This window comes from Sphingomonas sp. CFBP 8760, from assembly GCF_014841615.1.
GTDB lineage: Bacteria > Pseudomonadota > Alphaproteobacteria > Sphingomonadales > Sphingomonadaceae > Sphingomonas.
Genome location: NZ_JACYUG010000016.1, coordinates 46145 through 70273 on the forward strand (window position 1 = coordinate 46145; position 24129 = coordinate 70273).

22 protein-coding genes and 2 pseudogenes are annotated in these 24129 nt (G+C 61.8%); 12 read left to right on the forward strand and 12 right to left on the reverse strand.

Annotation, left to right across the window (positions count from 1 at the left end):
* The first annotated feature begins 539 nt into the window (after positions 1-539).
* From IFT82_RS16360 to IFT82_RS16380, 5 genes are all read left to right on the forward strand, one after another.
* Positions 540-3212 (forward strand): TerB N-terminal domain-containing protein, encoded by a 2673-nt coding sequence (locus IFT82_RS16360; protein ID WP_274602260.1) that lies wholly within the window; start codon positions 540-542, stop codon positions 3210-3212.
* Positions 3209-4492, forward strand: a complete 1284-nt coding sequence (locus IFT82_RS16365) for an ATP-binding protein (protein ID WP_192128791.1) — start codon at positions 3209-3211, stop codon at positions 4490-4492. Before IFT82_RS16360 ends, IFT82_RS16365 begins: the two co-directional genes overlap by 4 nt.
* Positions 4473-6683, forward strand: a complete 2211-nt coding sequence (locus tag IFT82_RS16370; RefSeq protein ID WP_244646857.1) for a DEAD/DEAH box helicase — start codon at positions 4473-4475, stop codon at positions 6681-6683. The genes IFT82_RS16365 and IFT82_RS16370 overlap by 20 nt, the downstream gene beginning before the upstream one ends.
* Before the next feature lie 350 nt (positions 6684-7033).
* Entirely contained in the window at positions 7034-7540 is a 507-nt protein-coding gene (locus tag IFT82_RS16375) for a hypothetical protein (protein WP_192128794.1), read from the forward strand.
* Positions 7541-7835: 295 nt separating this feature from the next.
* Positions 7836-8189 (forward strand): MarR family winged helix-turn-helix transcriptional regulator, encoded by a 354-nt coding sequence (locus tag IFT82_RS16380; RefSeq protein WP_244646859.1) that lies wholly within the window; start codon positions 7836-7838, stop codon positions 8187-8189.
* Between the two features lie 331 nt (positions 8190-8520).
* Here the strand turns inward: IFT82_RS16380 and IFT82_RS16385 are convergent, their stop codons facing one another.
* The 4 genes from IFT82_RS16385 to IFT82_RS21525 form a co-directional block, all read right to left on the reverse strand.
* The gene (locus IFT82_RS16385) at positions 8521-8718 is read right to left on the reverse strand and encodes a hypothetical protein (protein ID WP_192128798.1); all 198 of its coding nucleotides are present in this window, start codon (positions 8716-8718) and stop codon (positions 8521-8523) included.
* Between the two features lie 271 nt (positions 8719-8989).
* On the reverse strand, positions 8990-10201 hold the full coding sequence (locus IFT82_RS16390) for a GGDEF domain-containing protein (RefSeq protein WP_192128805.1): 1212 nt from the start codon (positions 10199-10201) through the stop codon (positions 8990-8992).
* 346 nt (positions 10202-10547) lie between these two features.
* Complete coding sequence (locus tag IFT82_RS21520; protein WP_446740982.1) at positions 10548-10958, reverse strand: helix-turn-helix domain-containing protein; 411 nt, start codon at positions 10956-10958, stop codon at positions 10548-10550.
* A 96-nt stretch (positions 10959-11054) separates the two neighbouring features.
* On the reverse strand, positions 11055-11300 hold the full coding sequence (locus tag IFT82_RS21525) for a cyclic nucleotide-binding domain-containing protein (protein WP_446740980.1): 246 nt from the start codon (positions 11298-11300) through the stop codon (positions 11055-11057).
* Between the two features lie 75 nt (positions 11301-11375).
* Here IFT82_RS21525 and IFT82_RS16405 point away from each other — a divergent pair, with 75 nt between their 5' ends.
* Both IFT82_RS16405 and IFT82_RS16410 read left to right on the forward strand, forming a co-directional pair.
* Positions 11376-12197, forward strand: coding sequence for an RHS repeat-associated core domain-containing protein (locus IFT82_RS16405; RefSeq protein WP_192128812.1), 822 nt, complete (start codon positions 11376-11378; stop codon positions 12195-12197).
* A 112-nt stretch (positions 12198-12309) separates the two neighbouring features.
* Positions 12310-12732: a hypothetical protein gene (locus IFT82_RS16410; RefSeq protein ID WP_192128814.1), complete on the forward strand. Its 423-nt coding sequence runs from the start codon at positions 12310-12312 to the stop codon at positions 12730-12732.
* Here the strand turns inward: IFT82_RS16410 and IFT82_RS16415 are convergent, their stop codons facing one another.
* From IFT82_RS16415 to IFT82_RS16425, 3 genes and pseudogenes are all read right to left on the reverse strand, one after another.
* On the reverse strand, positions 12733-12966 hold the full coding sequence (locus IFT82_RS16415) for a hypothetical protein (protein ID WP_192128816.1): 234 nt from the start codon (positions 12964-12966) through the stop codon (positions 12733-12735).
* Complete coding sequence (locus IFT82_RS16420) at positions 12963-13178, reverse strand: hypothetical protein (protein WP_192128818.1); 216 nt, start codon at positions 13176-13178, stop codon at positions 12963-12965. Before IFT82_RS16420 ends, IFT82_RS16415 begins: the two co-directional genes overlap by 4 nt.
* A gap of 106 nt (positions 13179-13284) precedes the next feature.
* A pseudogene (locus tag IFT82_RS16425) lies at positions 13285-14290 on the reverse strand (IS481 family transposase).
* Positions 14291-14650: 360 nt separating this feature from the next.
* On the opposite strand from IFT82_RS16425, the gene IFT82_RS16430 reads away from it, so the two are divergent.
* Positions 14651-15592 (forward strand): hypothetical protein, encoded by a 942-nt coding sequence (locus tag IFT82_RS16430; RefSeq protein WP_207105817.1) that lies wholly within the window; start codon positions 14651-14653, stop codon positions 15590-15592.
* Positions 15593-15646: 54 nt separating this feature from the next.
* Here the strand turns inward: IFT82_RS16430 and IFT82_RS16435 are convergent, their stop codons facing one another.
* On the reverse strand, positions 15647-16240 hold the full coding sequence (locus tag IFT82_RS16435; RefSeq protein WP_342355138.1) for a sigma-70 family RNA polymerase sigma factor: 594 nt from the start codon (positions 16238-16240) through the stop codon (positions 15647-15649).
* 669 nt (positions 16241-16909) lie between these two features.
* On the opposite strand from IFT82_RS16435, the gene IFT82_RS16440 reads away from it, so the two are divergent.
* Positions 16910-17617 carry a Crp/Fnr family transcriptional regulator gene (locus tag IFT82_RS16440; RefSeq protein ID WP_192128822.1) on the forward strand — a complete coding sequence of 236 codons (708 nt, stop codon included), beginning with the start codon at positions 16910-16912 and terminating at the stop codon, positions 17615-17617.
* Here IFT82_RS16440 and IFT82_RS16445 read toward each other — a convergent pair.
* Positions 17604-17873, reverse strand: coding sequence for a DUF6894 family protein (locus IFT82_RS16445; RefSeq protein WP_192128824.1), 270 nt, complete (start codon positions 17871-17873; stop codon positions 17604-17606). The genes IFT82_RS16440 and IFT82_RS16445 overlap by 14 nt on opposite strands.
* 250 nt (positions 17874-18123) lie before the next feature.
* Between IFT82_RS16445 and IFT82_RS21530 the strand changes: the two genes are divergently transcribed.
* Positions 18124-18276 carry a phage integrase central domain-containing protein gene (locus IFT82_RS21530; protein ID WP_446740981.1) on the forward strand — a complete coding sequence of 51 codons (153 nt, stop codon included), beginning with the start codon at positions 18124-18126 and terminating at the stop codon, positions 18274-18276.
* A 297-nt stretch (positions 18277-18573) separates the two neighbouring features.
* Here the strand turns inward: IFT82_RS21530 and IFT82_RS16450 are convergent.
* From IFT82_RS16450 to IFT82_RS16460, 3 genes and pseudogenes are all read right to left on the reverse strand, one after another.
* Positions 18574-19770: pseudogene (locus IFT82_RS16450) on the reverse strand (ATP-binding protein); the annotation flags it as partial.
* The gene (locus IFT82_RS16455; protein ID WP_446740983.1) at positions 19764-20663 is read right to left on the reverse strand and encodes a PAS domain-containing protein; all 900 of its coding nucleotides are present in this window, start codon (positions 20661-20663) and stop codon (positions 19764-19766) included. The pseudogene IFT82_RS16450 and the gene IFT82_RS16455, both read right to left, overlap by 7 nt.
* A gap of 351 nt (positions 20664-21014) precedes the next feature.
* The gene (locus IFT82_RS16460; protein ID WP_192128834.1) at positions 21015-21752 is read right to left on the reverse strand and encodes a Crp/Fnr family transcriptional regulator; all 738 of its coding nucleotides are present in this window, start codon (positions 21750-21752) and stop codon (positions 21015-21017) included.
* Between IFT82_RS16460 and IFT82_RS16465 the strand changes: the two genes are divergently transcribed.
* Positions 21724-22956 (forward strand): alpha/beta hydrolase, encoded by a 1233-nt coding sequence (locus IFT82_RS16465; protein ID WP_244646861.1) that lies wholly within the window; start codon positions 21724-21726, stop codon positions 22954-22956. The two genes, IFT82_RS16460 and IFT82_RS16465, sit on opposite strands and share 29 nt — an antisense overlap.
* 61 nt (positions 22957-23017) lie before the next feature.
* Positions 23018-24103, forward strand: a complete 1086-nt coding sequence (locus tag IFT82_RS16470; protein WP_192128836.1) for a catalase family protein — start codon at positions 23018-23020, stop codon at positions 24101-24103.
* The last annotated feature ends 26 nt before the right edge of the window (positions 24104-24129 follow it).

Sequence of the window (24129 nt, forward strand, 5' to 3'; positions counted from 1 at the left end):
CCACCGGAATGCTCGTCGACCGCTCCGCACAAGACCTCCGAGCCTTGCCGGGGTCGCCTCGTCACGCCAGACGAACGTCATGCTGGTAGATCGATGCCCCCATTCGGAGATGGTCACCGGCAAGCCCGGATAAATCCGTTTCTGTCACGGTGAAGGTGACTGGAATTCCTCGACGTTCTGCTACAGCATGCAATTCTCGAGGGGGACGCATGGCAGGTCTGGGCGGTTGGCTCGCGCGTCTCGCGCGACGATTTGGGATGGCGCCGGATGCGACGGAAAATTCCGTATCCGTACCGGAAGGTGGTCGTTTCCCTGCGTCGACGACGGCGGACGTCGCCCATCCGTCGACGAACCCTGCCGAGCCGTCACGAGACAAGCCGGCTCCGTTTCAGGGAGCCCATCCGATCACGGCGATCCCGATCGCCATGTCTGCAGCGTCGAACGTCACGGTGTCCACTGCGGATGAACACGAACCGCAATCCATAGCATCTGCCGACGCGGACCTCGCAGCGATCGACCCCCCCGGCGTCGAAGCCGACATGCCCCCGAACGCCGAAGGACGCTACGTCGTCGGCGGTTTCTCCTTCGCTACGCGTACGCAGGCCCTTGAATACAGGGAGCGACGTTCGCGCCAGGGGGCCGGGGCGGGTAGTCGAACCCCTGAGACGCCCGGCACTACGGCCGCTCCGTCGCCCCCTTCACGGCCTACCTCCCGGAGCTCCGCCGGCGTCGCGAGCGGAACTCCGGGAGATGCATGGATCAATGGCTCCGATGATGATCCGGGTGTCCGCGCCACGGCCGACGGACGCTACTCCTTCGGCGGCTTCTCGTTCTCGACGCTCGCCCAGGCCCTGGAGTACCAGAAGAGGCGCTCGCGGCCCGCGCCAGGTCCGGCCGCTGCCCGAGTGGGTCTTCGACAGGAATCCGTCCAGCATTCCCCCGGAACGGCGGTCGAACGGCCAAGACCGGCTTCCGCCGACGGTCCGGTGGCTCCGGTTCGAGACAATGCAGGCGTTGGGGGCTTCTCCGTACCGACCCGCGAACGGGCGTCGGAGTACGGAGACCGGTCCTTGCGGCCAGAAGGGCCCAGACACATCCCGCCGGCGAATTCCAGGGTCCTCGCTTCGGCGTCGACGAGAACGTCGTCGCGAGAGGCGCCTCGATGGATCGCGGATCGTACCTCGCTTCACGCTGGCGGGCAGGGGTTCGAAGCGGACATGGTGCAGTACGGCACGCCATCATCCTTCGAGCCGCGACGTGACCATTCTCGGATCGATCCCACGCTCCCGGTCGATCCTCGAGGTGATCCGAACGGTACGACGCTGGGCTACTGGCCATCATATCCCGGTCTCGATCCACGAGCACGGGCCACTTATCTGCGATGGCTCGACGGAGCGCGCGCCGACCGGTCCATTCCCATCGGCTACGTCTTCGTCTTCTTCTACGGTCTCGAGCAGCGCCTCTTCGTCGAAGAGGCGCGGGACGAAGCCGCCTCCATCATGAAGGAGGTCCGCCGGCTCCTGGCGCTGCACGACGACAACCACTCGTTCCTCGGGTACGCCTCCAAGCTCCTGGCACTCGCTCCCTTCTTCGAGAAGGTGGACGAGACTCCGCCGACCGTGGGCTGCGCGCGCAACTACGATCTCGAGATCCCATTGGACGTCAGGATCAGGCTCGGCGAGAGACTTCGCGACGGTGTTCCGTTCGGCCCTGACGACACGTTGCGCTGGGTGCTTGCCCTCCCGGATACGTATCTACGTACGCCAGGCGAACGCTGCTTCGACGAGCTTCGCGAACTCTGGAGCAGAAGGCACGTCGGACGATATCCGAACGGGCTCGCGATCCGACGTCCGAAGAGGACGATCCAGCATTCGTACCGTGCGGCGAGCGGAACCTTTACCGTCGAACTGTCCGTCAAGGAGCTTCCCGACATCTCGAACACGACGGCTCCGCTGACCCAGCTTCGGACCATGCTCGACGAATGCATCGAGGATCTGTCTAGCTACAGCAGGCTGATCGGTCGCGACCCGGGCGCCCGGGGCCGGATAAGGGCCGACATGCTCCTGCCAGGCGAACTGCGCGAGGATCGAGATTCCGTGTCGGCATGTCGTGCCCGCCTCGAAGAGGCGACCGCCGCCGAGGCCTTGCCGACGACCACGATGCGCGAGCTAGCCGACATCCTCGACGTCGACCTCGGACCGGAAGGCGGGAAGGTCGCCGCCACGGTCTCCCGTCAGATAGGGGCGATGCTCGACGTGCTGGATCACGGCTGCGAACCTGATCGCCGCTACGGTCCGAGCGGCGCGCTCCGTCACGACGCCCCCGTCGCCCTCTTCCCATGCGCCAGAGGCGGCCCGGTCGAGCATGAGCGGCCCGCTTACGCCTCCGCCCGTACGTTGGTCGAGGTGGCCATGCTGGCGGCCGCGGCCGACGGCCAGGTGGTACGTTCGGAGATCGAGGTGACGGAGCGGCGGCTGCGCGGACTTCCCGATCTCGCGGAGCACGAGATCAGCCGGCTCATGGCGTACGGCCGCTCGCTCGCGGCCGATCCGCCCAAGGTGCGGGCAGCTCTGAAGCGTCTTGCGGACGTGCGCCCGGAAGCCAGAAGCGCACTGGCGTCGTCGGCGGTGGAGGCGGTGCTGGCCGACGGGCGGGTGGAGCCGGCCGAGGTCAAGTTCCTCGAAGCACTCCATCAGGCGCTCGGTCTTCCGCTCTCGTCCCTCTATTCAAGTCTGCATCGCGGTGGGATCGAAGACGTCGGTCCGGTGCTCGTCGCGCCCGCGAAGCCCGAGAGCCTCGTTCCCATCCCGGACGAGGCGAATGGCGCCACGGTCGTCTCCATCGACCTGGCCCGACTGGAGCGCATCCGGGGCGAGACGTCGCAGGTGTCCGCCCTTCTTGCCTCGATCTTCGTCGAGGAGCAGCCGGATGCGGCTCCGCCAGCCGCGATCCCACCCGCGGCGGATACGGCGTTCCTCGGCCTCGACGCCGCCCATTCCGATCTTCTGGCGAGGATACTGGACGCCGCCATGACCCGCGCAGACTTCGAGGCCTATGCGTCTCGTCTGCGTCTCATGCCGGACGGAGCGATCGAGACCCTCAACGAGTGGGGTTTCGACACCTTCGACGAACCAGTCATCGAGGACGACGAGACGATCGCCGTCGCCCCGCACCTCGTCGATCAGATCAAACCGATTGGAGCAGTCGCTTGAGCAGCATAAGACAGAAGGACCGTGATCTCATCGTGCAGGCCCTATCGGCCGGCGTCGTACCCAGGGTCGGTCTGCGACACATCCAGGTGGGCAGATCACGCGAGGTCGAGGCCCTCGTCCGCGACATCGACCGGATAGCCGATGCTGGTTCAGCGGCACGGTTCGTGATCGGCGAGTATGGCGCAGGCAAGACCTTCTTCCTGAACCTCGTCCGCCTCATCGCGCTGGAGCGGAAGTGCGTCACGGTCCACGCGGATCTCGCGCCGGACCGTCGACTGCATGCGACAGGTGGCCAGGCCCGGGGCCTCTATGCCGAAGCCGTGCGCAACATGGCGACCCGGACGCGCCCCGAGGGCGGCGCTCTGCCCAGCGTCGTGGAGCGGTTCGTGACGGAATGCGTTCGCGAAGCCGAGGGCTCAGGCACACCCGTGGAGCGGGTCATCGATCGTCGGCTGGCACCGCTGCTCGAGATGCTGGGTGGTCACGACTTCGCGACGGTGATCAAGGCCTACTGGCGGGGACACGAGGACGGCGACGACGGGCTCAAGGCCGCGGCCCTGCGCTGGCTGCGTGCGGAATACCCGACGAAGACGGAGGCGCGGCAGTCTCTCCCGGTGCGCAGCATCATCGACGACGCCGACGTCTACGACACCTTCAAGCTGCTCTCCGGATTCGTGCGCGTCGCTGGCTATGCCGGCCTGCTCGTCGTGTTCGACGAGATGGTGAACCTCTACAAGCTGCAGAGCGCGCAGGCCCGTAACCAGAACTACGAACAGATCCTCCGGATGCTGAACGACGTCCTCCAGGGAAGCGTCGAGGGGCTTGGAATCGTGTTCGGCGGGACCCCCGACTTCCTGCTCGACAGCCGCCGCGGCCTCTATAGCTACCAGGCGCTCCAGTCGCGTCTCGCGGAGAACACCTTCGCCACGGAAGGGCGGATCGATCTCAGCGGCCCGGTGCTGCGACTGCAGAGCCTGTCGCCTGAGGATCTGCTAATCCTGCTGTCCAACATCCGCACGGTCTTCGCGCTAGGAGACGCCGACGCGCACCTCGTGCCGGACGAGGCGCTGACCGCGTTCATGGATCATTGCAACAGGCGTATCGGCGAGGCCTATTTCCGGACGCCGAGGAACACGATCAAGGCGTTCGTGCAGTTCCTGTCGGTCCTGGAGCAGAACCGCGGAACCAGCTGGCGCGAACTCCTCGGCGGCGTGTCGCCCGATGCGGAGAACGAGTCCGAGGACGAGGCGGACGACGAGCTTGTCGATCTCCGGCTCTGACGTCTCCTCCTTCGACCGGCTGCACCGCGAGGTTCAGCGCTGGATCCGAGAACAGGGCTGGTCGGGCCTGCGTGAGATCCAGGATCGGTCGATCGGAACCATCCTGGGCACCGAAGCCGATGTGGTCATCATGGCTGGCACGGCCTCGGGCAAGACCGAAGCCGCCTTCCTTCCACTTCTGACGAAGGCGGCCGAAGCAGGCCCGGGCGGCCTCCGGGTGCTCTACGTCAGCCCTCTGAAGGCTCTGATAAACGACCAGCACCGGCGTCTCCAGACGCTCTGCGACCGGATGGACATGCCGCTGACCCGGTGGCACGGCGACGCGCCACAGGCGGCGAAGACGCGACTGCTTCGCCAGCCGAACGGCGTCGCTCTCATCACGCCCGAATCCATCGAGGCGCTCCTGCTACGCAGGCCGGCCGATGCCGCTCGGCTTTTCCGCGGGATGCAGGCGATCGTCATCGACGAGCTGCACGCCTTCCTTCAGGGGCCCCGAGGCCTTCATCTCGCGTCGCTCCTGCGACGTCTCGACGGGCTCGCCTCGGCAAGGCCGCGCCGCATCGGATTGTCCGCCACTCTGGGCGACGCGGACATGGCGCGACGCTGGATCAACACGCCCCGACCGGATGCGGTCGTCGTCCTGCAGGCCGCTTCGGGCGGTCCGGGCATCCGTCTCCAGATCCGCGGATACGAAGAGCCACCCGAGGCCAGTAGGATCGACGATCTGGCGGAAGAGGGCTCGCAGGACGGGTTGAGCCAGATAGCGGATCACCTGTTCGCGAACCTCCGAGGATCGAACAATCTGGTGTTCGGGGGATCGCGACGCACAGTCGAAGCGCTCGCCGACCGGCTGCGGCAAAGGTGCGAACGGGACGCCGTTCCCGAAGAGTTCTTCCCGCACCACGGCAGCTTGTCTAGGGATCTGCGCGAGACGCTGGAGCTTCGATTGAAGGCCAGCGACCTCCCGACCACTGCCGTCGCGACGACCACCCTCGAGCTCGGGATCGATCTGGGTAGCGTCAAGTCCGTGGCGCAGATAGGCGCACCCCGCTCGCTGGCTGGCCTGAAGCAGCGCCTGGGCCGCAGCGGACGCCGAGGCGATCCTGCCGTCATGCGGATCTACGTCAGGGAGGAGCGGCTCGAACCGGACACCGATCCGCTCGACCGGCTTCGGCTCGACACCGTCCGCGCGGTCGCATGCATACGTCTTCTTCAGGAGAACTGGGTCGAACCCGCCGCAGAGGATGCATCGCTCGCCACGGTCGCGCTGCACCAGACGCTATCCCACATATCCTCGCAGGGCGGCATCAGTCCGGCTGGTCTGCACCGGGCGCTATTCGGCAGGGACAGCTACCTCGCTATGCGAGGTGGCGATCTCGCCGACCTGCTGCGAGGGGCGGCGAGGGAAGGCGTCGATCTGCTCGAGCAGTCCCCCGACGGTCTGATCATGCTGGGCCCTGCCGGAGAGCGCCTCGTCGAGGGTCGCGAGTTCTATGCCGTCTTTTCCAGCGACGAGGAGTGGAGGCTCGTGAACGGCGGTCGGACCCTCGGCACCCTGCCCATCACCAACGTCCTCGGCGTCGGGTCTCTCGTCGGATTCGCCGGGCGTCGCTGGCGGGTCGAGACCGTGGACGATAGGGCCAAGGTGCTGGACGTGGTAGTGCATCGGTCCGGGAAGCTCCCCCGCTTCGATCGGCCGGCGAACGAACCGCTGCATGACCGTGTCGTCGCCATGATGCGGGAGGTCCTCGGAGACGACGACGCCCCGGCCTATCTGGATCCGACTGCCCGAGGCTTCCTGTCACAAGGCCGGGCGTCCTTCGCAGCTCTTGGTCTGGAACGGAAGACGATGGTCCCCTCAGGTCGGGATACGCTAGTCCTCACCTGGCGGGGCTCGGCGGTGAACGGCGTCTTCGCCATCCTGCTCACGGGGGCGGGTCTCGAAGCGGCGGTTCACGATGCAGGGGTGACCGTGCTGGACATCGATCCTGCCGAACTGCGTCGTGTACTCCAGTCGGTCGACGTCTGCCCGTCTGCGGAGGATCTTTCTGCCTTCGTCGGAAATCTGCGTTCGGCAAAGTACGACGACTTCATAGAGGAAGCACTGCTCCGCAGGTTGTGGGCGGCTCGGAACCATCATGTGATCGACGACGTGTCGGCCCTGCTTCGGACCATAGCCGGATCGCCGTAACCGAGAGACGAGCCTTTATGCGACCGGCCTAACGCTCGCGAACGTGCTGACAATCGCACTTCCGACGACGGCACGAAGCTCGCGTCCATCCAGCCGGCATCGTTCCGGCTTCCGATGTGCCTCGAATACCCTCACGTCATCGATCATGACGCGAAGGCTGCCGCCGACGGGCCGTGGCTAGCAGGTCGACTACCGCTCGATCCGACTGCGGATCTGCCGTCCATCCCGAGATTTCGGCATCGCTGGTGATAAGGCCCAAGCTACCCGCCACCATCAGCGCATTATCTGACAATCTGTAATTATTTACGGACCAAACCTTTGCATTTTTCAATGATAATGGAGAACATGACATGAAGGAATCCGATAAATCTAACATCGAATTTATAGAGGTTATTAAGTATTATCTAAACTCGAACGATTCGTGCATTATGAATGATTTCCGCAATAGGATATTTATTGATACGGGAGCAGAGCACGATATCGAGATAGTCGTAGTCGTAGCGACCGCCAATCCAGGTCACATTTTTGGGCACGTCATGTTCGATCCCGTGCTTGATCAATGGCGAATATTTCTACTCCACTCAGATGCGGACATTCATTGCAAGCCCGACGAGGACGAGATGACGGCTTACAGAGATATGGTAGTTCATCATCAGAACTATAGCTTGGTATACTCGTTCGAACAGGCGCGGACGTCGGCCTGTGCCGACAGCTTCGGGGAGGCGATCAGAGCCATGTGCGAGATCATCGCTGCATTCGAACTATCGTCGGCATGGCCAGATCAGCCCGGCCCTGGCCATCAGATCGATTTTGCTCCCTTCGACGCCTACGGCTTTCTGAAACGTCAGCTGCGTTGACGTCGGCAGAAGGCCATTAGTCCGTGTTCGAGGCCTGATCCCATCCATGACGTGTTGACACCCGATCTGTCGGTCGTCGACAGCCACGATGGATCGGCGACGGTCAACGATCTGTCGGCTAGCCGACCGACGCTGGCATTCCCGTCGACGTCCTTTCCAATCCCTGCGAGGCCGGGGGGATGGGATGGACGCTGGACATATAGCCGATCTGGTAAGAGACCTGACGGACAGACTATCGGCCGTGGCTGGAGAATTCAGCGAACGAGCGGCCTCGGTAGCCGGTGGCTCGTCACAGATGGACGAGCCCGCTGCACCTCCGCAGTCTCCCAGAATCGATGCCGTGAGAGAGCTGATCGACCAGAGAAGACTTCGGCACCGGTTCCTGCCGTCCGAACTCTTCCACGAACCGGCCTGGGACATGCTGCTGGTACTCTACGTATGCTGGCATGAGAACAGAGTGATCAACGTCAAGGCGCTCGTCGGGCTGGTGGGGGCGCCGGTCACCACCGGTCAGCGCTGGATAGATCACATGTCGAAGCTGGGTCTCGTGATCCGCACTGCGGACATGATCGACAGGCGTCGGATCGAAGTGTCGATCAGCGATACCGGCCGTCGACTGCTCGAGCAGTATCTAGGCGAGATTGGCTAGGGCTTGCTGTCGCCCGTCGACACGACGTGGTATCGCAAGACAAGCGACTTCCTGGCGGTGACTGCCGCGCGTGCTGTTGCAGGGTGGACGGTCCGACGTCCCCGGTCGACGGCGTGGCAAGCCCCGACACCGCATCGTGCCTGGGCTGCGGAAACGCCGTCCCGTCCTCTGCCGGACGGGACGTTCGAGCCGCCGAGCCACGCGATGGTCACCCCGGTAGCCAGGCCGATGAATGCCGCCGGTCGATCCATCCCGCTCGTCTGGTCGGTTGTAGCTCCATGAACGATCCGGTCGAGCGCGTCGACGCCGCGCCAGCCGGACCGCGAATCCGCTACAGGCTGATTCCGCGTTTTGTCATCTGCTCGTGGACGATCTCGGTCAAAGCGGTATGCGGCATGTCTCTGAAGATGTCGGCCAGATCGAGAACGTCCTCGTCGTCAAGATTCCTGATGGATGTCTCGATCTCTGCAAGCCGTTCGACGGCACCACCAGCATGAGCAGCTATCCGCTTCCTTCGTCTCTTCAGCATCGTATCACCATTAGCATGAGGCGTTCACTCGGGGCAGGGGGTTTCCATCGTCGATCGGCCCCATGCGTCCATTCCGATCCGATCATGAGGTGCTTCACCGTTCGGTAACCACGCATGGCTATCACGGTCGCAGCAGCGGATTCGAGACGGTCTCCTCTGCGCCTCCGCCGGCCCCCCCCAAAAAACAGCCGGCGGGGGCTCATCGCGGTCCCTGAGCGCCGCAGGTCGACGACGAGCGGTGCCTCCCTGCCTCGGGCTGCCGCTCCTGACTCTATCCGACGTTCGGACGACTAACGGTGGAAGGCAGGCGGCAAGGCACGGTGGGCGTTGCGAAGCATCGCGCGACGCCAGTCCCTGGATCGGTTCGTTTCCCGGCTATGCACGAGGCCGGTTCCACCGCGGGCGGAGAGTACGGGATGTCGATGGCCGTGCCGTCAGGACCCGACCATCCGGCAGTGACATTCGATGTTCGAGCCGGCGACGCCGTACCCTTGCGCTGTATCTTACGGGCACGAAGCGCGTCATCGGACCGTTTCAGCATCGTCCTGAGGTCGGTATCGATCGGCCATGGCCCGCTCGACCCCACGCTGGCGCCGACCACCAGCAGGTGGCCATCCAGCCGTAACGGCATCTGGAGGGCGGTCTCCAGCCGAAGCGCCCTTTCGACGACGTCGGCGTGCGAGCATACCATCGTCTGAACGTACACGAACTCGTCGCCGCCGATCCGGACGGTGACGTCGTCCTCCGTCAGCTCCGATCGCAGCCGACCGGCGAGCGCCTGAAGCAGCGCGTCGCCGGCCAGGTGGCCCAGCTGGTCGTTGATCGGCTTGAAGTCGTCCAGATCGACGTAGTGTACCGCGATCTGCCTGCTCTCCGGACCCGATCGCCGCAGCATGGCAAGCGTCTCGGACAGGGCCAGCCGATTCCCCAGGCCCGTCAGATGATCGCGCTGCGCCAGCTGGAGGGACGCCTCGCGGGTGGTCGCACCAGCATGCTGCGACTGGTTGCGCCGATCGATGCTTCGTAAGCCACCGGCCAGCAACGCTACAAGGCAGACCGCCGATACGATGTCCTCAGGGGTCGTCTGCCATCCGATCGCAATGGCGACGGGGCCCACGCTCAGGACCAGGCTGGGGAGGGCGATGAGCGGCCGCAGGGCCATCGTCGCCGCGACGCCTGCGGCGTAGCCCACGATCAGGATGGCGACCGGCGTGTGGAGATCGGGGGATGGCAACGTGATCACGCGTGCGGCGAAGGCGCCTAGCATCGTGGCAAATCCGACGTAGAAGACGGCAAACGACCGTTCGAACCGGCGGGCGGCCGCTGCAGTCATCGCCTGCGCGTCGAAGCGCTGCCGACCTCTGAACATGATCAGCAGCCGACAGACGCTGAGCAGTACGCCAAGGATCGACATGACGGCAAGCGCATGGTCGCCGGTCCGGACCGTCGCCAGGGTTCCGACCAGCACGAACAGGCCGGTCATTATCGTCGCCGGAAGTCGCGTGGCGCATAGGCTGCCGACAAGTTCGAGGTACGTACCGTCGGATAACGGTCGTCGGGCTGAACGATCCAACAGAAACACGCCTGGCCCCTACGATAAAACCGTAAATGGATCATTTCCGATCGCATCCGATCCGGCGACCACCGCCTGCGATGCCGAGTGGAAGCCGGTTTCCGTCATCCCGTCCGGAAAGCCATGGAGAGCGAGACGATGACCGGCCGTTCCGACGTCCGGCGGAATGAAAGGAGCGATAGTCCGGCACGAGCGCCATCGAAGCGGCTCGACGCGATACCGGGGCGTGGCATTCAGTCGAGGACGGGACATCCCGTCATCTTCCTGGGAAAATTAATGTGGCGGACCTGGCCATGCAGGCTTCATATCGAGATAATCGCCGTCGAAGCCTCCGACCCTCGCCAGTCTCGCTCGGTCGGGCAGTTGGATACGCCGGCCTTTTCGAACGACGAGCCCTGTTTTCGTCCAGCTGCTTCGTCATGCGGTTAACGTGTGCCGCCGTGAGGCCGAGGATGTCGCCCATCTGCTCCTGCGTCAGTGGCAGTTCGTAGCTCTTGCCGATGGCCGGACCAGCCGCGTTGGATCGTGCAGCAAGCTCGCAGATCAGATGAGCGACGCGGGCGAGAGCCAGCCGCCTGCCCATGTCGAGCAGCCATTCGCTGCTGATCGGGGCATCGGTCAGCGTCGTAATCAGGATGGACCTGGAGACGGACGGTCGAGCTGCCATCAGATCACAGAAGACATCTCGAGGAATGACGGCGGCTTCACCGGCGGTCAGAGCCTGCGAGCCGTGATCCACCCGATCGAGGAGCAGGCATGTCCACTATATGGCGTCGCCAGGCATGCGGATCGCGACGATCTGGCGACCGCCATCGCTGGCGACCTTGTACTTGTGCACGTACCCCGACAGCAGGACGAGGTGTTCGTGCGTCGGGTCACCTTTCCGGGCGAGATGCTCGCCCATCTTCATCGTCCGGCGGACGAAGGGTGGCTCATCGACAGCGCGACGATCGTCGTCGCTCAGCTTCGCATGGCGGCCGAGCTGACGAACCATTGCTTGCAGGCGCATGTCTGAAACGTTCTTCCTCCCCTGTCATGGTCTCGCCTGAGGACCGGCCTGTGGCTCCTCATCATAACGGCCTGTATGAGCGCGGACGAACCGGTGGTATGGTACGAAGGCGCAGGCACCGGCGACCGGCGTTGGCTGCATGCCGACGAGCGCGGCTCGGTGGTCGCGGTGACCAACGGTGGCGGCGCTGCCGTCGCGATCAACACCTATGACGAATACGGCATCCCCGGCGCCGGCAACCAGGGCCGCTTCCAGTACACCGGCCAGAAGTGGATGCCAGAACTCGGCCTCTACGACTACAAGGCCCGCATGTACTCGCCCACCCTGGGCCGCTTCATGCAGACCGATCCCATCGGTTACGGCGATGGCATGAACTGGTACAACTACGTCGGTGGGGATCCCGTGAACCACAAAGATCCAATGGGACTTCAAGCTTGTGGCACAGTGTATGTGCCAAATTCCGTTTACAAGGGCTTCAGTAATGGGAGTTTCCAATACGTTGGATCTGACCCATACAGAGGACATACGGAAAGTTTCTGTATTCCGGGTATCGATGATCAGCCCCAGTATGACGGTGGGGGGGGGGAGCTGGATACTACCCGCCACCACCCGATAAATCCCCTTTGCAATCTCCGCCACAGAATATGCAGCCCGTGGTGTGCCCGATCGCCTATACACCGCAAGGTGATACCAAGGGCGAGAACCCACGTCCAGCTTCAGGGCGATACAACACCGATCTACCTGGGGGCTTTCAGGACGCTTGGAAGGTGTTCTCTGGCCTCAGCCGACTTGCGGGTGAGCCTAGCTACACCATCGTTCCAAACCCCAGCTTCAGTAACGCGACGACGCTTGCGGTATCTCAACCGGGTGGATCAGTCAGGCTGCGTATCGGGGTAGATTACTCAGGTGGCGCGAGGGTTGGATTTTCGCCGCGTATCGACATCAAGGCTGGAACCTTTGATCTTAACGTAGCAGAGACGATCCACTTCACTGGTGGAAAGGGGAACATGTGTCCGACGCCGTAAACCCGATCGATTTTATCGATGCGAAAAGAATATACGTTCCAGACGCCACTGACTGTGTAGTGGATGCCTTCGTTGTAGAGGGTAGCTCTGGAAACCGGTATTCTCTAATAGCGTTACTGGGCGAGGACACGAAACTAGGCGAAGAGTTTTTCGTGTTGCATCGTGAAGAAGCTACTGACGTAGCTCTTCCAAATGGAGGGGTGTGGAAGAACGTTGATGCACAGCGCACTGTGGTAAATACAGTCTACAAATCACGGTTAAGCGAGCAATACAAAGTCTTTCAAGAGTTTAATAGTGCTAGTTTTTCATGTGGTAGTGAGACGGTTTTGGTTGGCAGACGTGCTGACGACTTCGGTATAGAAAAAATGCATATTGTCGTTCGGACGGATGCCCCGAGGGGCGTTTAGCTAGATCGCCATCCCCACGGCCTTGACGGTCGCTGGGGTGGCGGTCGCCATGTCGGGCGCTTTCATTGTCTCGTCGATCGCGCCGACCTGTGCGCCGTCACGGATACCGAGTGCCTCGATGAGGCTGGCGCGGTTGTCTGTATAGACGGCCGCGCCTTGTCGGGCGCGACTGATCTCGACGTAGATGGAGCGGGCATCGATGGTGTTGGCGCGGAACGCTTCGAGGTGTGTCAAGACCCGATCGCACGTAGCCCCCTGCGCGGAATGGATGGTCCGCACCCACCCGGCCGGATATGCCGATCTGCGAGGTGGGCGAGGTCGAGCATCTCGCGCCGCCCGTCCTCGCCTGCGACGACCATGCTGGACCCTTTCGGGTCGATCGCGACCACCTCGGCGGTCTGTCCGTTGAGCCGATCGGCGCGATAGTTGTTGCGGGTGAACTGCACCCGGTCGCCGGCGCGGAACTCCTGCGCGACCTCGGTGAACGCCTCGGCGACATCGGCACCCCAGCGCGCGGGCTGCCAGTCGACGGTCTTCGGCTCGGCGCGCTGCCTAGGTGTTTAGTCCCGGCATCTGGTGGATCGGGTCGACGATGAACCGGTCTGGCTCTGACGTCCAGATCTTGGCGATGTATTCGTAGGGTGTGAGACCGCTGAGCGTCTTGAGCCGGCGGGCAAAGTTATAGGCGGCCATGAAGTCGGCGAGGTGCGTCCGGAGCTGATCGTGGCTCTCGTAGTGGAAGCGTTTGACGGTCGCCTCCTTGATGGTGCGGTTCATCCGTTCGACCTGGCCGTTGGTCCAGGGGTGGTTCGGTTTGGTCAGCCGGTGCTCGATGTCGTTTGCTTCGCAGATCATGTCGAACCGCATCTGCCGTGACCAGGCGGTGTTACGGTTGCGCGGCTGCTCGGCAAACTGGATGCCATTGTCGGTCAGGATCGTGTGGATTCGGTAAGGCACGGCTTTCAGCAGGTGTTCGAGAAACTCCCAGGCTGTTCGTCGATCAGCCTTGTCGACCAGCTGGGTGACCGCGAACTTGCTGGTGCGGTCGATGCCGACGAACAGGTACAGCCCTTCGACAGGCTCAGGAGGGCCTTGCCTTCGGCGGTCTGCACCTCGGCAATATCGATGTGAAAGAAGCCGATGGGATAACGCTTGAAGCGCTGACGCTTCGGTTTGTCGCCCTCGATATCCGGCAGGCGGGATATGCCGTGCCGCTGGAGGCAACGATGCAGGGCTGAGCGGGTCAGGTGCGGGATCGACGGCTGCAAGGCGTAGAGGCAGTCGTCGAGAGGCAGCAATGTGTGGCGCCGGAACGCCACTACCATTGCCTCTTCAGCCTCGGACAAGGTCGTTGAATGAGGGGCCTTCGGCCCGGTCTTCAAATCCTCGACGGTTGCTCTCTTGCGCCACTTCGCGACTGTCTTCGGGTTGATCCCCAACTCACGGCTCAGCGTCGCGAGCGAAGCTTGCGATCGCTGTATTGCTGCTCGGACGGCGTGCGTGGTCCCTTCGGCAGGCTCAGGACAGGCGTGGCGCTCCCGTGACGAACTTGTCCCATGCGGCTTCCTTCCATTCCAACGAAGGGATTGCACCATCAAACCGTGGGATCAAACACCTAGCTGGCACGTCGCCGCCAACCTCCTATCTGGAACAGCAAAACGCCATATCCTCGATCAGCACGATTGCTTGGCGCTCATCGTCAATGTGCATTCGGGCGGCAAAAGCGTCTTGCTGGGGCTGAGCTTCGTACCTTGTATATAGCGCAAAGGGTACGGCGATGGACGGCAGACTCCCGAGGCGATCTGCGAGCGCAATAATTGCGGCATTGCTCTGCTTCCCCAGTGTCGCTGAGGCGCACGTGAAATGGTTTTGCGGACCCATCGACGGCTCGGCACCACCAAGGCCCTTTGTCCAGGTCGTGACGCCGTTCTTCCTTGAGTTGCTCGCCGTGTTCCTCGGCCTCGTCATCATTGGTGCAATGATCGATGCCTTGATCGCGCGCTTTGCCGGAACACCGATCGTCCCCATCGATCGCGCCGCGATGCTGAGCGATCCGCTCGTGCGGCTTGGCGTCGCACTGTACGGCTTATGCCTGTGGGGTAATCTTGCCGTCGTCATGTGGGCGGATTCAGCTAGCGGATCGGTCCTGACACCGGATTTGTACGGGGCCGATCGCATGGTCGGCTACGTGCAGCTGGCAATGGCGGCAACGGTCCTGATCCCGCGGCTGTCGATCATCGCGGCAGCGGCGCTCGTCAGTTTATACGCGATGGGGGTCGCGAAGTTCGGCCTGTTCTACATGATCGACTATCTCTTCTTTCTCGGGCTTGCCGCCTACATCGCATTGAGCGATCCGCGGCTCGGCCGGTTCTCCGTTCATCATTTCCGCGTATCCATCCTCATTGGATCGCTCAGCCTGAGCCTCATGTGGACGGCGGTGGAGAAGTTCCTGTTTCCACAATGGACGATTGCCGTATTATTGCTTCATCCCGGCGTCACCGCCGGGCAATCATTCCCCACCGTCGCTACCATCGCCGGGTTTGTCGAGTTCTCCCTGGCTTTCTATCTGCTGACCGGCCGGGAGATACTCGGCCGGGTCGGAGGGGTGTTGCTGGGGATCGTGTTCATCGCCGCGATGCCGGAGTTCGGCATGCTCGATGTCGTCGGCCACATTCCCGTCCTTCTGATCCTATTGGTTGCGCTGATTACCGGCGAGACGCCATTGCAGACCCTGTCGCGTGGGAGCCAACCTGGCATCTTGATCTCCGGGTGGAGGGTGGGCCTCGCCTATATCACCGTGCTGTCGATGCTTATGGGACTCTACTACGGGTTACATGCTTTGTCGGTTCGGCTGAGCTGATCTCGGTCTGTCGCCTCGGCATAAGGTGATGGAATCAGATGCCAGCTGGCCGGATCATGGCTGGCTCCGCATCGTTGCTGAACGAATTTCCATGCACGTCTTGAGCTGTTGGAGGCCGCGCCGTACCCAGCTCTTGGCCGTTCCTAGCGGCACTCCTGCCCGGTCAGCAACTTCGACGTAGGTCAGACCATCGTAGAAAGCGCTGAGGATCGCACTCTGCGACTGAGTGGACAGTTCGGAGATACAATCGAGCAGCGTCTGGTGCTCGATTGCCGCGAGCAGCCTTGCTTCGGCATTCGGGGCAAGCTCGGCGATATCGGATGCATCCTCCAGCGGATCAGCACGACGCCTGTCTTGCGCGCGCTGCCAGTCGATCGCGCGATTCCGGGCGATCATGGCAAGCCACGTGATCGGACTCGATCCTCTCGGCTCCCATGCGCCCGCCCGGCGCCAAACGACGAAATATCCCTCATGCAGCACGTCCTCTGCGGCTTCCCGATTACCGCAGATGCGAAGCGTGATGCCGAACAGCTTTGCTGCAGTCAGGCGATAAAGCTCCTGAAAGGCCGCATGATCTTCGGCACCGACCCGGACGAGCATCTCGGTCAGATAAGCGCGGGCATTATCAGCTGTATCGGTCCTGCTCACCGCGCGGTGACTTAACGCCACGCGACGTGCTGGCCAAGGGCAGGGTCACCTACCAACGCGGCCCTTTATGTCGAGCATCTTCTGAGTTTTGGACGCATCGTATGTCGCTACTTTTGCAACAGCGGAAAGACAGGGGTGGGCGGAAAGCAGCTTGGCTACTTTCGGGCGCTAATTAGCATAAACGAAGCTTCGTTTATGCGTGAAATTACGGCGCAGTAGTTGGAAGCCGGCGCGCCTGCGGTCTGCGGGGCAGCCCGTGCCGAAGCCGCACCCGTCGGCGTGACTGCTAGCCTATGTTGCAGGCTGCGCGCATTGGCCAACCTACGCTCGAGCTTGAAGCAATCACTCAGCATAGGGAGCCAGCTGCGAAAGGTGAGGATTAGGCATTAACGGACATCCCCCAGGGGGGGGGGGGACACCGACCCCGTTTAGGAGGGAACGTCGGGCTCAACATGGCGGAAATTCGTGCTGATTTCCATGAGGCAGCGCATAAGTTACCGACGTTCTTATTCACGTTCAGCCTGATTTAGATTTGAGATTTGACGAGAAATGTCTGTTAATTTAGGCATATCGCAAGCCGATACCTCGGGCGCTGGCGACTGAGGGTTAGCTGCCCCCCCGACGGACGAAGGGTTTATGCCAACCTCAAACATACCTGCGCTGGCAGCGATGGTGAACAAACTGGCGCAGCGCTCGACACTGAGCGCAGCCGAAGCCCAGGCGCTACTTGATCTGCCCCACAGGCTGATCAAGGCTGACCCCGGCAACTACCTTGTGCGCAATGGAGATAGGACCGACAGTTGCATCGTGCTGCTGTCCGGCTTCGTCTATCGCAGCAAGATTGCCGGGAACGGCGCTAGGCAAATTGTTTCGATTCACCTGAGTGGAGATCTGGTCGGCCTGCAAAATAGCTTCTTGGACGTGGCCGACCATAACGTTCAGGCGCTCAACCATGTGGAAGTCGCTCTGATCCCACATCAGGCGATTTTTGATGTGACCGAGGCTTTTCCGGCGATCGCACAGGCGCTGTGGCGCGATACTGCCGTGGACGGGTCGATGTTTCGGGAATGGCTTCTCAACGTTGGTCGGCGAGATGCACGCCAGCGCGTTGCCCACTTGTTATGCGAGCTTGCGCTCAGGCAGGAAGCCGCCGGCTTGTCCGAAAGTCCCTCTTACATATTGCCGATGACACAGGAGCAGATCGGCGACGCGACCGGGCTAACCGCGGTACATGTCAACCGGACGGTGCAACGCATGCGGAGCGAAGGGCTCATCAATGCAGGCAAAGGCTCCGTCACTATAACGGACTGGGAGCGGCTACAGAGGGTAGGTGACTTCTGCAGGGCCTATCTGCATCTGCCGGCTACTGCAGCCTAGTCAGTTCAGGCGATAACGTCATCTCGATCTGAATGGGGCATGTGAACGTTAGTGTGAGGACGGGGTTCCCGTACTCATCCTCCACGTCGAAGCGGCCTTGGTAGTTACGATTGCCATTCTTCACCGCCTCAGCGATCAGCCCGCTCGCACTTTCGAGCGCGGTTCTCTGCACAGCCGCGATGTCGGGCCGCTCAATGCCTTCCAGGTCGGTGATAACCTGATCGCCTTCCGCGATGTGAAAAAAATAGATCGGCATCCGCTGCCTCCTCCAGATCGGATGGAAGGATAGGATTTTATCGAGGTTTACCAATAGCATAGATCAAGAGTGACGTATCTTTGTTGTCCATGACGCAAGCGCTCATCGGACGCGACCGGACGAAAGATTGACAAGCTTGTCTCGTATCCGGGGGGCACATGGGCGTTAGCGGATAGGCCACTCATGGAGGAACACCGCACGCGAGCTGGTCGATCGCGGCGAAAATCCGCGCGCAGTCACAGTCAATGCCATGCAAATTCGCAATTTCGAGTGGGCAGCGCACGCCTGGCACGCACACTGCCGCTCAGGCTGGACGCAGATCCATGCTAAACGGGTGATGCCCAGCCTGGAACACGACGTGTTCCCTGCGACGGTTATTTTCGCAACAGACTCGCGTTCTTGATCAGGTAGCAAAACGGGGAGTCGCAGAAAGACTAAGCCCGTATCAGGCTGCTTGATGGCCTACCTTACGCCAGTCGTAGCCTGACAATCGCTGCCGCACAGGCAGGGGAGGGTCGCATAGCGGCATTCCAAGAGGCCGCTACGTTCTTGGCCAAACCACACGATGAAACCGAGATCACCGGATTGATCGAAGCAATTAGCAGGGTTTCTCAGTGTAAGGAGATATTGGTAGCGGAGGCACGCCTATTCGAAAGGGAAATAAATCGTCTTTTTGTCCGATGTTCTTGTCTCACGTTTCTCAGGAAGTACCATCAGGCGTCATCATCTCGCTGACTTTCGCGACCAGCGCCTCCATTGAGAACGGCTTGGTAAGAAGCGCCATGCCGGATTCGAGATGACCGTTCCCCATTGCGGCGTTCTCCGCGTATCCGGTGATGAAAAGCACCTTTAAGCCCGGTCGAAGGGAGCGTGCAGCGTCGGCGACCTGCCGCCCGTTCATGCCGTTCGGAAGGCCGACATCGGTGATGAGCAGCTCGACGCGCGCGCCAGACTGCAAGACCTTGATGCCGGCAGCTCCGTCAGCCGCACCGATAACGGTGTAGCCGGCTTCATCGAGTACCTCGTCGACCAGATGACGGATGGTGGCTTCGTCATCGACGATAAGAACGGTTTGCCCGATCGCGTTCTTGATGTTGATCGCAGTATTTTCGCTGACGGCATTATCAGCTTCGCCGACATGGCGCGGCAGGTACACGCACATCGTCGTGCCTTCGCCCAGCTCGGAGTAGATACGGACCTGTCCGCCGGATTGCCTCGCAAAGCCGTAGATCATCAACAGGCCCAGCCCTGTGCCCTGACCGATCGGCTTGGTCGTGTAGAACGGCTCGAACGCTCGCTCGATCGTTTCCGCGGACATCCCGCAACCCGTGTCGGTCACACAGATCGAGAGGTACTGGCCAGGCGGTAGATCGCGCTCACGTGCCGTCCGATCGTCCAACCACTTGTTGGCAGTCTCGATCGTGATCCGGCCGCCATCCGGCATCGCGTCCCGCGCATTGATGCATAGGTTCAGCAGTGCATTTTCGAGCTGACCGGCGTCGATATTGGCCACCCAAAGACCCGCAGCGCCGACAATCTCGATCTGCGCCGTCCCGCCGACGGTGCGGCGTAGCAGTTCCTCCATGCCAAAAATCAACCGGTTCACATCCGTCGGCTTGGGATCAAGCGTCTGTCGCCGGGAAAAGGCGAGCAGGCGTTGAGTGAGCGACGCCGCGCGACGACCTGCACCTTGCGCTGCGTTGATGAAGCGATCGATATCATCAACACGCCCACGCGCGACCCGCGCTTGCAGCAACTCGAGATTGCCCATCATGCCGGTCAGCAGGTTGTTGAAGTCGTGTGCCAGGCCGCCGGTGAGTTGTCCCACCGCCTCCATTTTCTGCGCCTGACGCAGCGCTTCACGGGCAGCAGCGAGCTGTTCCTCGGCGTCTATCTGCTCGGTGATATCAACCCCGTGCTGGACGGCACCGACGATCCGAGCATCCGACCATCCGCTGCACGAAGCGGATTGTAGAAAATCTCCCACATAGGAGAGGCAAAATCAGGATGTCCGAACCGCTCGATGATCCTGAACGCCTCACCGGCCAGCGCGCGATCGAGATAACTCCTGATGATCTCCCCTTGCTCCGGCAGGAAGAGGTTGGGGAACACCTCGCCTAGCTGGGCCCGATGCCCATAGACACGAAAGAACTCATCGTTGAACGCTTGGTTGAAGGCGACGATCGCGTAGTCGCTGTCGAAGGCGCACGCAGGGTTGGGGTCGGATTGAAACACGTCCTGGTAGAGCAGCAAGGCTTCCGAGCGTTCGGCGACGCGCTGCTCTAGCGTGGCGTTCAACGATCGCAGATGCTGTTTGGAAGTCGTTTCCGAAGCGACATTCAAAAAGCCTGAGATATTGCCGTCATCGTCGCACAAGGGGCTGTAGCAGAACGTCCACCAGGTCTTTTCGGCATAGCCGTACCGCTCCATCGTCAGCGGCAGATCATCGAACGCGACGGTCTGGCCAGACATTGCTTGAGCTATAAAGGGCTCGATGTCGGCCCAAACATCGCTCCAGACGGCTGCCATCGGTTTGCCGAGAGCTGCGGGATGCTTTTTGCCCAGGAACGGCATGTAGGCTTCGTTGTAGAACAGCGTCACATCGTTGCCCCAGCCGATGCACATCGGAAAGCGGGATGCGAGCATGGTGTCGAGGATGGCGGTTAACGACTTTGGCCACTCCGATCGATCGCCAACAGGTGTCGATGACCAATCGTACGACAGGATTAATGCGGTGAGCTCATCCGAACCCGTGAGGTGACCCATGCGCCGGATTAGTTTTTCAGCCATCTCAAGCAGGTACAGGGTACTCTGCGCCTTACGCAAGTGACAGCCAGCGGCAAATCCAATGTGTCACTTACAGATCTCGATTATAGCTCTTTTAGCGCCGCTGCCGATCCGATCTTCCCATAGAGGAAGGCTGCTCAAAACAAGGCACCTGATAGGCACCATGGCGCCTCTAATGGCGCCATTTTCCCAAACTTGTTCCCAATTCGACTCTCATAAAATTCGTATCCGGCGACGGGGTTATGGGAAAGCTTGGCGCCGGCTCAAGCTATCTCGGTGTCGCCAATGTTCTGGGTTTCGAACGTCGCATATATTGAGAATTTAGCAATGACGAATAAGTTGCTCTGCACTGCGTCACGTCACCAAGCGAGCATATTCCTGCTCGGGATAGCCGTACGTGTCACCCGCCAAAGCCATTAGCTTCGCGCGGTCAACGACTAGCACCTTGGCACGTACAGCTCGGATCGCCTGCTCCTCCTCAAGGCGATGGAGTGCATCGGTGACGCTGCTGCGCCGCACGCCCAGCATCAAACGAAACTCCTCATGCGTCATGCAAATCTCATCGGCTTGCACACGGTCATGATACAACAGGATCCAGCGGGCCATACGGCGCTCGATCGAATGCGCCAGTGAGGACACGATCGTGCGTCCCATCTGCAACATGAAGACGTGTGCGAACCGCAGCAGCGTCATGCGCAATGTCGCGCTTTGCTCTACTGCGGCAAGCAGTTTGTCCGCGGGTATGCGTAGGGCATGCCCCGCCTCTGCGCGCATCGTGACATCATAGGGAGAACGGTCGTCACCCATCAGCAACGGCCACCCGATGAACCCTTCGGCACCCAGCAAACCGACCGCATAGCGCCGATCATTGTCTAGTGAATCGAGAACGCCGGCGATGCCTTGTTCGAAGAAGCAAAAACTCTCGATTGGAGCGCCAGCGCGGGTGATGAAGTCGCCCACGGCAAAGGATACCGGCTCCAGATAGGGGATGATCAGCGCTGCGTCTTGCAAGCTCAGGGTCGCAAGCAGACGGTTGCCGCTTTTTCGGGTCGTGGGCGATGCTATGCCGCTGATTGGTACGATCGTCGCCATTGCCTCTCCTATGCCCACTCATGTTTGGAACGGTTTCGTACAGAAACGTTGCGACGTCCTCCATTGTTCATGCCTGCAACAACAGGAGGAACGCATGATTTCGATCTCGAGACAGCCACTTATACGCGGTGTCGTGGCCGCGGCGGTGATGACGGCATCCTCAGGCGTGTTCGCGCAATCGCCGCGCTCCATCACCGCGCCGCCTCCGCCCCCGCCGCCTGCAACCAGCACTCAGCCGCCCAAGGCAGCGCCCGACATGCAGATGGTACTGGATGCGCTTGCGGGTCTCGGCGGCAAGCCGATCGAGACGCTGACCCCGGCTGAAGCACGCATGCAGCCATCGGCTGCTGACGGCGCGAAGGCGGCGATGGCGAAGAAGGGCATGTCGACCGCACCCGACGCGTCGGTCACGACGCAGGACGTACCCTATGGCAGTGACCCGAAGCAGTTCGCGCGCATCTACAAGCCGGCCAATGCGCCCGCAGGTGGAAAGCCGATGCCGGTGGTGATTTACTATCATGGCGGTGGCTGGGTAATCGCCGATGTCGCAACCTATGACGCCGCACCGCGCGCGATGTCGAAGGCGCTGAACGCCGTCGTCGTATCGGTCGAATACCGCCACGCACCTGAATTCAAATTCCCGGCACAGCATGAGGATGCTGCGGCGGCCTATCGCTGGACGCTGGCGAACGCGGCGAGCTGGGGCGGCGACCCGATGAGGATTGCGGTGGCTGGCGAGAGCGCGGGCGGCAATCTGGCGGTTGCGACAGGCATCTATGCACGTGACAACGGTCTGACCCTGCCGCGCCATATCGTCTCGGTATATCCGATCGCCAACAGCAGCATGACGCTGCTATCACGCATGGACTCGGCCAACGCCAAGCCGCTCAATGCCGCGATGCTGAAGTGGTTCGGCCATTATTACCAGACCAGTGCTGCCGACGCGCAGGATCCGCGGTTGAACCTGGTGGCCGCGAACCTTCGCGGGCTTCCGCCCACCACCATCATCAACGCGCAGATCGATCCGCTGCGCTCGGACGGAGAAACGCTGGCGGCGGCGATGCGCAAGGCCGGTGACAAGGTCGAGCAGAAGACCTTCCCGGGTGTCACGCACGAGTTCTTCGGTATGGCCAAGGTCGTGAACGGTGCCAAGCAGGCGAACGACCTAGCGGTCGCACGGCTGAAGGCGGCACTGGCGCGCTGATCGATCAGGAGGGCGGCAGGCGCCGTCCTCCAAGCTGTTTTAAAACGATAGGAGAGGTTTAGTGGCGTACCTTCGTTATAGCGACGACGTCGAGACGCGTGAGCCGGATGAGCAGGAAAGCATCGACGGCATCATCAAGGGCATGACCCAGGAAAGCCAGACGGTCGAGGAGCGTGATGGTCACGCTGTCCGCGCCAGTCACGCCAAGAGCACCGCTTGTGTGACCGGCACGCTGACCATCGCCTCCGATCTGCCGCCAGAGCTGGCGCAAGGGCTGTTCGCACAGCCGGGCACGTTCGATATTGCCGTTCGCTTTGCCCAAGGGCCAGGTGAGAAGTTGGGCGATCGTGTCTCGACCCACCGCGGCATGTCGATCAAGGTGTTCGGCGTCGAAGGCGAAAAGCTGCCCGGCCATGATGCGCCGACGCAGGACTTTGTCCTCGCCAGCGGCACGACCTTCCCGGCAGGCACTGCCGCGGGCTTCCTTTCGCAAGCCAAGAAGATCGGTTTGACCGTGCCGATGCCTGAAGGCGCGAAGAGTGCTGCGGCATCGATCGCTCGCAACATCAACAAGGTGTTGAACGCCGTTGGCGCGGGTCCGAGCCCGACACTGGATTTCTATGGCCATCCCTTCAGCCATCCGCTGGTCGAGGAATATTTCAGCCAGTGCCCGGTGCGCTTCGGCGATCACGTTGCGAAGATCGGGGCCTTTCCCGTTGCGGCCGAGCAACAGGCGCTCGCAGATTGGCAGCTCGACCCTCATCAGGATGAGGATGGCTTTCGCCATGCCGCGGTCGATTACTTCGAGGGCAACGACGCGGTGTTCGAGCTCCGGGCGCAGCTGTGGACCGATGCCGAGACGCAGCCCATCGAGGACACGTCCGTCGACTGGCCGACGAACGAGAGCCCGTATCGCACCATCGCCACGATCCGACTGCCGCAGCAGTCGGCCTATGGCCCTGACCGCGTCCACTATTTCGACGAGGTGATGACGTTCCGCCCGGCCTATAGCCTAGAAGTACATCGCCCGCTTGGCGGTGTGATGCGCGCGCGCATGCAAGTCTACCAAGCGCTCAGCGACTTCCGCCACCGCGAGAACGGCATCGCTGCTGCCAACACCGCCCGCATTGAAAACATACCTGCCTGATTTCGACGGCATCACCCGCCTGAGAC